12 protein-coding genes are annotated in these 11,969 nt (G+C 58.5%); all 12 read left to right on the forward strand.

The annotated features are described in order from the left end of the window. Positions 1–152: 152 nt before the first annotated feature. A complete protein-coding gene (gene nrdH / locus HMPREF9538_RS03720; protein ID WP_002914320.1) occupies positions 153–398 on the forward strand; it encodes a glutaredoxin-like protein NrdH in 246 nt (81 codons plus the stop codon). Beyond that, the gene (gene nrdI, locus HMPREF9538_RS03715; protein ID WP_009486171.1) at positions 395–805 is read left to right on the forward strand and encodes a class Ib ribonucleoside-diphosphate reductase assembly flavoprotein NrdI; all 411 of its coding nucleotides are present in this window, start codon (positions 395–397) and stop codon (positions 803–805) included. The genes nrdH and nrdI overlap by 4 nt, the downstream gene beginning before the upstream one ends. Further along, complete coding sequence (gene nrdE, locus HMPREF9538_RS03710) at positions 778–2,919, forward strand: class 1b ribonucleoside-diphosphate reductase subunit alpha (RefSeq protein WP_002914325.1); 2,142 nt, start codon at positions 778–780, stop codon at positions 2,917–2,919. Before nrdI ends, nrdE begins: the two co-directional genes overlap by 28 nt. A gap of 10 nt (positions 2,920–2,929) precedes the next feature. After that, entirely contained in the window at positions 2,930–3,892 is a 963-nt protein-coding gene (gene nrdF / locus HMPREF9538_RS03705; protein ID WP_009486173.1) for a class 1b ribonucleoside-diphosphate reductase subunit beta, read from the forward strand. A 356-nt stretch (positions 3,893–4,248) separates the two neighbouring features. After that, on the forward strand, positions 4,249–5,451 hold the full coding sequence (proV, locus tag HMPREF9538_RS03700) for a glycine betaine/L-proline ABC transporter ATP-binding protein ProV (RefSeq protein WP_002914328.1): 1,203 nt from the start codon (positions 4,249–4,251) through the stop codon (positions 5,449–5,451). Next, positions 5,444–6,511 (forward strand): glycine betaine/L-proline ABC transporter permease ProW, encoded by a 1,068-nt coding sequence (proW, locus tag HMPREF9538_RS03695; RefSeq protein WP_004174727.1) that lies wholly within the window; start codon positions 5,444–5,446, stop codon positions 6,509–6,511. Before proV ends, proW begins: the two co-directional genes overlap by 8 nt. 78 nt (positions 6,512–6,589) lie before the next feature. Next, a complete protein-coding gene (gene proX, locus HMPREF9538_RS03690) occupies positions 6,590–7,588 on the forward strand; it encodes a glycine betaine/L-proline ABC transporter substrate-binding protein ProX (RefSeq protein WP_004149446.1) in 999 nt (332 codons plus the stop codon). A gap of 178 nt (positions 7,589–7,766) precedes the next feature. After that, positions 7,767–8,513 carry an AzlC family ABC transporter permease gene (locus HMPREF9538_RS03685; protein ID WP_004900051.1) on the forward strand — a complete coding sequence of 249 codons (747 nt, stop codon included), beginning with the start codon at positions 7,767–7,769 and terminating at the stop codon, positions 8,511–8,513. Further along, positions 8,503–8,838 (forward strand): L-valine transporter subunit YgaH, encoded by a 336-nt coding sequence (ygaH, locus tag HMPREF9538_RS03680; RefSeq protein WP_004174712.1) that lies wholly within the window; start codon positions 8,503–8,505, stop codon positions 8,836–8,838. Before HMPREF9538_RS03685 ends, ygaH begins: the two co-directional genes overlap by 11 nt. A gap of 90 nt (positions 8,839–8,928) precedes the next feature. Further along, positions 8,929–9,459, forward strand: a complete 531-nt coding sequence (gene mprA, locus HMPREF9538_RS03675) for a transcriptional repressor MprA (RefSeq protein WP_002914337.1) — start codon at positions 8,929–8,931, stop codon at positions 9,457–9,459. Positions 9,460–9,584: 125 nt separating this feature from the next. Then, positions 9,585–10,757, forward strand: a complete 1,173-nt coding sequence (emrA, locus tag HMPREF9538_RS03665) for a multidrug efflux MFS transporter periplasmic adaptor subunit EmrA (protein WP_002914339.1) — start codon at positions 9,585–9,587, stop codon at positions 10,755–10,757. Positions 10,758–10,772: 15 nt separating this feature from the next. Then, positions 10,773–11,969: DHA2 family efflux MFS transporter permease subunit (locus tag HMPREF9538_RS03660; RefSeq protein WP_009486175.1), on the forward strand; the 1,197-nt coding region annotated here is incomplete at its 3' end.

The following is an 11,969-nucleotide window of genomic DNA, read 5'->3' on the forward strand; positions in this document are numbered from 1 at the left end:
CCCCCCGGGGGGGGGACTCGCTTGCCAAAAACGCTATATATTGAGTGGTTGAAGTTTTAAATAACTACATCTAGTATTTCCTTATCGAATGGCCCACTACGTTCGACGCTATGTTTAGCGCCGTGCTGTTATCTTAAATGGAAATACGAATCATGCGCATTATTATTTACACTCGAAATGACTGCGTGCAGTGCCATGCCACCCGGCGAGCCATGGAGAGCCGGGGACTGGCCTTTGAAATGGTCAACGTCGACCAGCAGCCGGATGCCGCCGACACCCTGCGCGAGCAGGGATTTCGCCAGCTGCCGGTGGTGATCGCCGGTGAGCTGCGCTGGAGCGGCTTCCGCCCGGATATGATCAATCGCCTGCGCCCCTCCTTTACGGCGGCCAGCGCATGAGCCTCATCGTCTACTTCTCCAGCCGTTCGGAGAATACCCATCGCTTTGTGCAGCGCCTGGGGCTGCCGGCGGTGCGCATCCCGCTGAACGAGCGTGAACATCTGCGGGTAGACGAGCCCTATATTCTCATCGTTCCCAGCTATGGCGGCGGCGGCCCCGCCGGCGCGGTACCGCGTCAGGCGATCCGCTTTTTAAACGACGTGCATAACCGCCAGCTGATCCGCGGAGTGATTGCCGCCGGCAATCGCAACTTTGGCGACGGCTGGGGGCGTGCCGGAGATGTCATCGCGCAAAAATGCGCCGTGCCCTATCTCTACCGCTTCGAGCTGATGGGAACCCCCGACGATATCAACACCGTGCGTAAAGGAGTCAGCGAATTTTGGCAACGACAACCGCAGAACGTATAACCGCCGCCGTGGATTTTCACGCCCTCAACGCGATGCTGAATTTGTACGACAGCGAGGGCCGCATCCCGTTTGAGAAAGATCGCCAGGCGGTTGAGGCCTTTATGGCGACCCAGGTTCAGCCCAACGCCCTCACCTTCCCCAGCCAGGAGGATAAGCTCAGCTGGCTCGTCAGCGAGGGCTATTACGATCCGCAGGTGCTGGCCGGCTATGACCGCGGGTTTGTGCTGGCGTTGTTCGCCCATGCCCGGCGCGCTCCGTTTCGCTTTCAGACCTTCCTCGGCGCCTGGAAGTTCTATACCAGCTATGCGCTGAAGACCTTTGACGGCAAGCACTACCTCGAGGATTTCGCCGAACGCAGCGTGATGGTGGCCCTGACGCTGGCCCGGGGCGATGAACAGCAGGCGCGGCAGCTGACGGAGGAGATACTCAGCGGCCGCTTTCAGCCCGCCACACCGACCTTCCTTAACGCTGGCAAACAGCAGCGCGGGGAGCTGATCTCCTGCTTCCTGCTGCGTATTGAGGATAATATGGAGTCCATCGGCCGGGCGGTGAACTCGGCGCTACAGCTGTCGAAGCGCGGCGGCGGGGTGGCCTTTTTACTCTCCAACCTGCGCGAGGCCGGGGCGCCGATCAAGCGCATCGAAAACCAGTCTTCTGGGGTGGTGCCGGTGATGAAGATGCTGGAGGACGCCTTCTCCTATGCCAATCAGCTCGGCGCCCGCCAGGGGGCGGGTGCGGTCTGGCTGCATGTTCACCATCCCGATATTTTACGCTTTCTTGATACCCGGCGTGAAAATGCCGATGAGAAAATCCGCATCAAAACCTTATCGCTGGGGGTGGTGATCCCTGATATCACCTTCCAGCTGGCGAAAGAAGATGCGCAGATGGCCCTGTTCTCGCCTTATGACGTCGAACGGCTGTACGGCAAACCTTTCGCCGATTGCGCCATCGGCGACCTCTATCCGCAGCTGGTGGCCGACGAGCGGGTCCGCAAACGCTGGATCCGCGCCCGCGACCTGTTCCAGCGCCTGGCGGAGATCCAGTTTGAATCCGGCTACCCGTACATCATGTTTGAAGACACCGTGAACCGCGCCAGTCCGGTGGCCGGGCGGGTCACCATGAGCAATCTGTGTTCGGAGATCCTGCAGGTCAGTACGCCGTCCGCCTATAATGAAGACCTCAGCTATGCGCATATCGGGGAAGATATCTCCTGCAACCTCGGCTCGCTGAACATCGCCCATACCATGGACTCGCCGGATTTCGGCCGCACAATCGCCACCGCGGTGCGCGCCCTGACCGCCGTGTCCGACATGAGCGACATTCAGTCGGTTCCCTCGGTGGCGGCCGGCAACGCGGCCTCCCACGCCATCGGCCTGGGGCAGATGAATCTGCACGGTTACCTGGCGCGGGAGGGCATTGCCTACGGCAGCCCGGAGGGGCTGGACTTCACCAATATCTACTTCTACACCGTGACCTGGCACGCGCTGCACACCTCGATGCAGCTGGCCCGCGAGCGCGGCCAGCGCTTCGCCGGCTTCGAGCAGTCGCGCTACGCCAGCGGGGCGTACTTCGACAAATATCTGCAGGAGGAGTGGCAGCCGAAAACCGAACGGGTGCGCACGCTGTTCGCCCGCGCCGGCATCTCTCTGCCCGACCGGGAAAGCTGGCGCCAGCTGCGCGACGATGTCATGCGCTATGGCATCTACAATCGCTATCTGCAGGCGGTGCCGCCCACCGGCTCGATCTCGTACATCAACCATGCCACCTCCAGCATTCACCCGATCGTCTCGAAGATTGAGATCCGCAAAGAGGGGAAAACCGGGCGGGTGTACTACCCCGCGCCATTTATGAATAACGACAATCTGGCCCTCTACCAGGATGCGTATGAGATAGGGCCGGAGAAGATCATTGACACTTACGCCGAGGCGACGCGCCACGTCGACCAGGGGCTGTCGCTGACCCTGTTCTTCCCCGATACCGCCACCACCCGCGATATCAACAAGGCGCAAATTTACGCCTGGAAGAAAGGCATCAAGACGCTCTACTACATCCGTCTGCGCCAGCTGGCGCTGGAAGGCACTGAAATTGAAGGCTGCGTGTCCTGCGCGCTGTAAGGAGAACAGGATGACCCATTTAACGCGCGTCAGCGCAATCAACTGGAACCGCATTGATGACGATAAAGATCTTGAGGTCTGGAACCGTCTCACCAGCAACTTCTGGCTACCGGAGAAAGTGCCGCTGTCGAACGACATTCCCGCCTGGCAAACCCTCAGCGCGGCGGAGCAGCAGTTGACCATTCGCGTCTTTACCGGATTGACCCTGCTTGACACCATTCAGAACACCGTCGGCGCCCCGGCGCTAATGGCGGACGCCTTAACCCCGCATGAGGAGGCGGTGCTGTCGAACATCAGCTTTATGGAGGCGGTTCATGCCCGCTCTTACAGCTCCATCTTTTCCACGCTGTGCCACAGCAAGGAAGTGGATGCCGCCTTCGCCTGGAGCGAAAGCTGCGATCCCCTGCAGTGCAAGGCGCAGCTGATGCTGGGTTACTATCAGGCCGACGAGCCGCTGAAGAAAAAAATCGCCAGCGTGTTCCTCGAATCCTTTCTCTTCTACTCCGGCTTCTGGCTGCCGATGTACTTCTCCAGCCGGGGAAAGCTGACCAACACTGCGGATCTGATCCGCCTGATCATTCGCGATGAAGCGGTGCATGGCTATTACATCGGCTACAAGTACCAGAAAGGACTGGAGATCGTCAGCCCCGGCAAGCGCGAAGAATTGAAAAATTTCGCCCTCGATCTGCTGATGGATCTTTACGACAACGAACTGGCCTACAGCCGGGAGCTGTACGGCGAGAGCGGCTGGTTCGACGACGTCAGCGCTTTCCTGTGCTACAACGCCAACAAAGCGCTGATGAACCTCGGCTACGAGGCGCTGTTCCCGGCGGAGATGGCGGCGGTCAATCCGGCAATCCTCGCAGCGCTGTCGCCCAACGCCGACGAAAACCATGACTTTTTCTCCGGTTCCGGCTCCTCCTACGTGATAGGAAAAATGGAAGAGACCGCCGACGACGATTGGGACTTTTAACCGTACTTTCACCAGGAATATCGCAGGCGGATTCCTGGTGATTAATTTCACAAAATAGCGTTTAATCCACCAAATATTCTCTCCATGACCTAACCGTCATCACTTCGTCATATTTAGCAGAAAACCGGTCCATTTCAGTAGAATTATCCAAAGATAATCAAAAAATATTACCAACAACAAATTACCGCCCAGCCCTTATATCACGGGGGCTTAGCCACAGTTGCCCCCATCTGATTTTGCCGAGAGTTTGCCATTGAGGGTTGTCACAGAATCTGAGTATGTTAGGGTGTAAAAAGATCATAATCACCATCGGGTATCATATCGCAATAAACAAATAACAGGAACTTCTCTATTGCATGGCAATTAAATTAGAAATCAAAAATCTTTATAAGATATTTGGCGAGCATCCACACCGTGCTTTCAAATATATTGAGAAAGGACTCAACAAAGCGCAAATACTGGAAAAAACGGGGCTGTCGCTTGGCGTCAAAGACGCCAGTCTGGCCATTGAAGAAGGCGAGATATTCGTCATCATGGGGCTCTCCGGCTCGGGGAAATCCACCATGGTTCGCCTTCTCAATCGCCTGATTGAACCCACCCGCGGCCAGGTGCTGATTGACGGGGTCGATATCGCCAAAATGTCGGATGCCGAGCTACGCGAGGTGCGTCGCAAGAAAATTGCGATGGTTTTTCAGTCCTTTGCGCTGATGCCGCACATGAGCGTGCTCGACAACACGGCGTTTGGCATGGCGCTTGCCGGCGTTCCCGCCGCCGAACGAGAGCAAAAAGCCCGGGAGGCGCTGCGTCAGGTGGGGCTGGAGAATTATGCCCACGCCTGGCCGGATGAACTCTCCGGCGGCATGCGCCAGCGCGTCGGTTTAGCTCGCGCCCTGGCGATTAATCCCGATATTCTGTTAATGGATGAAGCCTTCTCTGCGCTCGATCCGCTCATTCGTACCGAAATGCAGGATGAGCTCATCAAATTACAGGCGAAGCATCAACGCACTATCGTCTTTATTTCCCATGACCTTGATGAAGCCATGCGAATTGGCGATCGTATCGCCATTATGCAAAATGGCGAAGTGGTCCAGGTCGGCACTCCGGATGAAATATTAAATAATCCGGCCAATGATTATGTGCGCACCTTCTTCCGCGGCGTGGATATTAGCCAGGTATTCAGCGCGAAAGATATTGCCCGCCGCAGCCCGGTTGGCCTGATTCGTAAAACGCCTGGTTTTGGCCCCCGTTCGGCGCTGAAATTATTACAGGATGAAGACCGGGAATATGGCTATGTCATAGAGCGCGGTAATCGCTTTGTCGGGATTGTCTCGATTGATTCTCTGAAAACAGCCCTCAGCGCCGGGCAGGGGATCGAGGCGGCGCTGATTGACGCCCCGCTGGCGGTGGAAGCGCAAACCCCGCTCAGCGATCTGCTCTCCCACGTCGGCCACGCTCCGTGCGCCGTGCCGGTAGTGGATGAAGAACAACAATACATTGGCATCATTTCCAAACGGATGTTGCTCCAGGCTTTAGATCGCGAGGGGGTGAATCATGGCTGATCAGACCAATCCGTGGGGCAGCGCCCCGTCAACCGACAGCGCCGCGCAGGCTGCCGATGCCTGGGGTGGCGCCTCTACTGCCGCGCCGGCTAATGGCGGCGGCGCCGACTGGCTGCACAGCGCCCCTGCGCCGCAGCCGGAACAGTTCAATATCATGGATCCGTTCCATAAGACCCTGATCCCGCTCGACAGCTGGGTGACCCACGCCATCGACTGGATCGTGCTGCACTTCCGTCCGCTGTTCCAGGGGATCCGCGTGCCGATCGACTACATCCTCAGCGCCTTCCAGCAGCTGCTGTTGGGGATGCCGGCGCCGGTGGCGATTATCGTCTTCGCGCTAATCGCCTGGCAGATCTCCAGCCTCGGCATGGGGGTCGCCACTCTGGTATCGCTGATTGCCATCGGCGCCATCGGCGCGTGGTCGCAAGCCATGGTCACTCTGGCGCTGGTCCTCACCGCCCTGCTGTTCTGCATGGTTATCGGCTTGCCGCTGGGGATCTGGCTAGCGCGCAGCCCGCGGGCGGCGAAAATCATCCGCCCGCTGTTGGATGCCATGCAGACCACGCCGGCGTTCGTCTATCTGGTGCCGATCGTGATGCTGTTCGGCATCGGCAACGTACCGGGCGTGGTGGTGACGATTATCTTCGCCCTGCCGCCGATCGTCCGTCTGACCATCCTCGGGATAAACCAGGTGCCTGCGGATCTGATCGAAGCGTCGCGCTCATTTGGCGCCAGCCCGCGCCAGCTGCTGTTTAAGGTGCAGCTGCCGCTGGCCATGCCCACCATTATGGCCGGGGTTAACCAGACCCTGATGCTGGCCCTGTCGATGGTAGTGATCGCCTCGATGATCGCCGTCGGCGGCCTCGGCCAGATGGTGCTGCGCGGTATCGGCCGCCTGGATATGGGCCTGGCGACCGTCGGCGGGGTGGGGATCGTGATCCTGGCGATTATTCTTGACCGCCTCACCCAGGCCGTCGGTCGCGACGCCCGCAGTCGCGGCAACCGCCGCTGGTACACCACCGGCCCGCTGGGGCTTATCACTCGCCCTTTCTGTCGATAAGTCGATAACAGCGCCGCTCCCCGACACCAGCCGATGCCCGGGAGCGGCCCTTCCCGTTAAACAATAAGAGGAACCACCATGCGACATAGTACGATGTTGGCCACCGCCGCCTTTGCCACCCTGCTCGCCACCAGCGCCTTCGCCGCCGACCTGCCGGGTAAAGGGATTACGGTGAAGCCCGCTCAGAGCACTATCTCCGAAGAGAGCTTCCAGACCCTGCTGGTCAGTCGCGCGCTGGAGAAGCTGGGCTACACCGTCGAGAAACCCAGCGAAGTGGACTATAACGTTGCCTATACGTCAATTGCCGCCGGAGATACCACCTTTATCGCCACCAACTGGCAACCGCTGCACGATGACATGTACGCCGCGGCGGGCGGTGATAACAAATTCTATCGCAAAGGAGTGTACGTCTCAGGCGCCGCCCAGGGCTATTTGATCGACAAAAAAACCGCTGAGCAGTACCACATCACCTCCATCGATCAGCTCAAAGATCCGCAGATCGCCAAACTGTTTGATACCAACAATGACGGTAAAGCGGATCTCACCGGCTGTACCCCAGGATGGGGCTGCGAAGCAGTGATTAACCATCAGATTGACGCCTATGGCCTGAGCAAAACCGTCACCCATAACCAGGGCAACTACGCGGCGATGATGGCCGACACCATTGCCCGGTATAAAGAGGGTAAACCGGTGCTCTACTACACCTGGACGCCGTACTGGGTTAGCGACGTGCTGAAGCCTGGCAAGGACGTCGTCTGGCTGCAGGTGCCGTTCTCCTCCCTTCCGGGCGAGCAGAAAAACATCGACACCAAACTGGCCAACGGCGCCAACTATGGCTTCCCGGTGAACACCATGCACATCGTCGCTAACAAAGCCTGGGCGGAGAAAAATCCGGCCGCCGCCACTCTGTTTAGCATCATGAAGCTGCCGATCGCCGACATCAACGCCGAGAATGCGATGATGCATGAAGGCCATGCTTCCGAAGCCGACATTAACGGCCACGTTGATGGCTGGATCAAAGCCCACCAGCCGCTGTTCGACAGCTGGGTGAAAACCGCCCTCGCCGCGCAGCAGTAAACCCGCTCACGGATAAGGCCCAGCGCCTTATCCGGCCCCCTTGCCCCCTTTCTCGTGGCCAGGTCATAGAAAAGCGATTCCAGGAATTTCCATAGTGTTAAGGCGCATCGCGCTCTGTTAAGGTGGAGACATCGGTCAAATTGCCACCTTCACATGGATCCAGCGATAAGTTATTCATATGGAAAACCCCGCGCCCTTAACCTGTGCCTTACCTGAACGCGTCGCCACCGTCGGCGAAGGCATCAAAGACAGTCTCCCCATCGTCATCAGCTACCTTCCGGTGGCATTCGCCTTCGGACTCAATGCCACCCGGCTGGGCTTCACCCCGCTGGAAAGCCTGTTCTTCTCCTGCATTATTTACGCCGGCGCCAGCCAGTTTGTGATCACCGCCATGTTGGCCGCCGGCAGTTCGCTGTGGGTCGCCGCCCTAACGGTGATGGCGATGGATGTCCGCCACGTGCTGTATGGCCCCTCATTGCGCAGCCGCATTCGCTCAGCGCTGGATAAAAAGAAAACCGCCCTCTGGGCCTTCGGCCTGACCGATGAGGTTTTCGCCGCCGCTACCGCCAGGCTGGTTCGCGATAACCGCCGCTGGAGCGAAAACTGGATGCTCGGTCTCGCTTTTACCTCGTGGGCATCGTGGGTGTGCGGCACGCTGGCCGGCGCCTGGTCCGGCAACGGCCTGTTGGTGGATTATCCGGCGGTGGAAGCCGCCCTCGGCTTTATGCTGCCGGCGCTGTTTATGAGCTTCCTGCTGGCCTCTTTCCAGCGTCATCAGTCACTCTGCGTCACGGCGGCGCTGGCGGGCGCGCTGGGCGGCATTCTGTTATTTTCCATTCCGGCGGCGATCCTCGCCGGAATTGTCTGCGGGTGTCTGACGGCGCTGCTTCAGGCCATGCTCAAGGGGATGCCGGATGAACAGTGAAGTCCTTCTGCTCGGGGTGATAGTCGGCGGCGTCAACTATCTCTTTCGCTATCTTCCTCTGCGTTTGCGCGCCGGCCACGCCCGTCCTGCCCGCCGCGGCCCGGTCAGCGTGCTGCTGGATACTATTGGCATCGCCTCGATTTGCGCGCTGCTGGTGGTCTCCAGCGTGCCGGAGATCCTCGCCGATGCCCATCGCCTGGCGCCGACTCTGACCGGCTTCCTGGTGCTGGGGGCCGCCTTCTGGAAAACCCGCAGCATCATTGTCCCGACCCTGCTGTCGGCGTTTGCCTATGGTCTGGCATGGAAAATCACCAACGGGCTCTAAGCTTTACGTATCAATTTTGGTCAATAATTCATTTGATTTATTTGTCACAATAGTTATTATATCGGCTGTAATTAATGAGGTCATACCCAAATGGATAGTTCGTTTACTCCCATTGAGCAAATGCTCAAGTTCCGCGCCAGCCGCCATGAAGATTTCCCGTTTCAGGAGATCCTGTTAACTCGTCTTTGCATGCATATGCAAGGTAAGCTGCTGGAAAATCGCAATAAAATGCTCAAAGCGCAGGGAATTAACGAGACATTATTTATGGCGCTGATTACGCTGGAGTCACAGGAAAACCACAGCATCCAGCCGTCCGAGCTGAGCTGTGCGCTGGGCTCGTCACGTACCAACGCCACCCGTATCGCTGATGAACTGGAAAAACGCGGCTGGATTGAGCGCCGCGAGAGCGATAACGATCGTCGCTGTTTGCATCTGCAACTGACCGAAAAGGGCCATCAGTTTTTGCGTGAAGTCCTGCCGCCGCAGCATAACTGCCTGCATCAGCTGTGGTCTTCACTTAGCACCAGCGAAAAAGATCAGCTCGAACACATCACCCGCAAACTCCTGAGCCGCCTTGATCAGATGGAAGAAGAAGGCGTGCTAGCGGACTCTCTACGCTAAGGGCGGCGTCGCTCAGCCCATTTTTACGTTGCAAGGAAAACAGCCAGGCCAGCAGATCTCTGCTGGCCTTTCTGATAAACAGGTCGGCTCAGCCGATGTGAAATAATAAGATCGTGGAGAATAACATGAGTGCAAATGCGGAGAGCCAAACCCCGCAGCAACCAGGCAGCAAAAAAGGAAAGCGTAAAGGCGCCCTTCTGTTGCTGACATTGCTCTTCATTATTATTGCCGTGGCATATGGGATTTACTGGTTTCTGGTACTGCGTCACTACGAAGAGACCGACGATGCCTACGTAGCAGGGAATCAGGTACAAATTATGGCTCAGGTCGCGGGCAGCGTGACCAAAGTCTGGGCTGACAACACGGACTACGTGCAGAAAGGCGATCCGCTGGTCACGCTCGATCGGACCGATGCCCAACAGGCGTTTGAAAAGGCTAAGACCCAACTGGCCGCCAGCGTCCGTCAGACCCGCCAGCAGATGATCAACAGCAAGCAGCTGCAGGCAAATATCGACGTCAAAAAAACCGCCCTTGCCCAGGCGCAGGCTGACCTGAACCGCCGCATCCCGCTGGGCGCCGCGAACCTCATTGGCCGCGAAGAGCTGCAGCACGCCCGCGATACCGTCGCCAGCGCACAGGCCGAACTCGACGTGGCAATCCAGCAGTACAACGCCAACCAGGCGATCGTGCTGGGCACCAGGCTGGAACAGCAGCCGGCGGTGCTCCAGGCGGCCACTGAAGTGCGTAACGCCTGGCTGGCCCTGCAGCGTACGCAGATCGTCAGCCCGATTAGCGGCTACGTTTCCCGTCGCTCGGTACAGCCTGGCGCGCAGATTGGCACCACCACGCCGCTGATGGCGGTGGTCCCGGCGACCAACCTGTGGATCGATGCTAACTTTAAAGAGACTCAGCTGGCGCATATGCGTATCGGCCAGCCGGCCACCGTGATCAGCGATATCTATGGCGATGACGTGAAATACACCGGTAAAGTGGTCGGTCTGGATATGGGCACCGGCAGCGCCTTCTCTCTGCTGCCGGCGCAGAATGCCACCGGCAACTGGATCAAAGTGGTACAACGCCTGCCGGTTCGTATCGAGCTGGATGAAAAACAACTAGCGGAACACCCGCTGCGTATCGGTCTCTCGACGCTGGTGGAAGTCAACACCACCGATCGCGATGGTGAAATGCTGGCCAGCCAGGTGCGGAGCTCCCCGGTTTACGAGAGCAATGCCCGCGAAATCGCTCTCGATCCGGTTAATAAGCTGATAGACGAGATCATTCAGGCCAACGCCGGATAATTCGGGGTGAGTGTAATGCAACAGCAAAAACCGCTGGAAGGCGCGCAACTGGTCATTATGACCATTGCGCTGTCGCTCGCGACGTTCATGCAGGTGCTGGATTCCACTATCGCCAACGTGGCGATCCCGACCATTGCCGGCAACCTTGGCTCGTCGCTGAGCCAGGGGACCTGGGTCATCACCTCGTTCGGGGTCGCTAACGCCATCTCCATCCCGATCACCGGCTGGCTGGCCAAGCGCGTCGGCGAGGTGAAGCTGTTCCTGTGGTCAACCACCGCCTTCGCCATTGCCTCCTGGGCCTGCGGCGTCTCCAACAGCCTGACGATGCTGATTTTCTTCCGCGTCATTCAGGGGATCGTCGCCGGGCCGCTGATCCCGCTGTCGCAAAGTCTGCTGCTCAGCAACTATCCCCCGGCGAAGCGCTCTATCGCTCTGGCGCTGTGGTCAATGACGGTGATTGTCGCGCCCATCTGCGGTCCGATCCTCGGCGGCTATATCAGCGATAATTATCACTGGGGCTGGATCTTCTTTATCAACGTGCCCATTGGCGTGGCGGTGGTGCTGATGACCCTGCAGACCCTGCGCAACCGGGAAACCAAAACCGAACAGCGGCGGATCGACGGCGTCGGTCTGGCGCTGCTGATCATCGGTATCGGTAGCCTGCAGGTGATGCTGGACCGGGGTAAAGAGCTGGACTGGTTCTCCTCCAATGAGATTATCATTCTGACCATCGTGGCGGTGGTGGCGATAAGCTTCCTGATCGTCTGGGAGCTAACCGACGATAACCCGATTGTCGATCTATCGCTATTTAAGTCGCGCAACTTCACCATCGGCTGCCTCTGTATCAGTCTGGCCTATATGCTCTACTTCGGCGCCATCGTGCTGCTGCCGCAGCTGTTGCAGGAGGTCTACGGCTACACCGCGACCTGGGCCGGCCTGGCGTCGGCGCCGGTGGGGGTGATCCCGGTCATTCTGTCGCCGATTATCGGCCGCTTCGCGCATAAGCTCGATATGCGGCGGCTGGTCACCTTCAGCTTTATTATGTACGCGGTCTGCTTCTACTGGCGCGCCTGGACCTTCGAACCGGGGATGGACTTTGGCGCCTCGGCGTGGCCACAGTTTATCCAGGGCTTCGCGGTGGCCTGCTTCTTCATGCCGTTGACCACCATCACCCTCTCCGGCCTGCCGCCGGAGCGGCTGGCGGCGGGGGCG

The organism is Klebsiella sp. MS 92-3 (genome assembly GCF_000195655.1).
In the GTDB taxonomy this organism is placed as follows: Bacteria; Pseudomonadota; Gammaproteobacteria; order Enterobacterales; family Enterobacteriaceae; genus Klebsiella; species Klebsiella pneumoniae.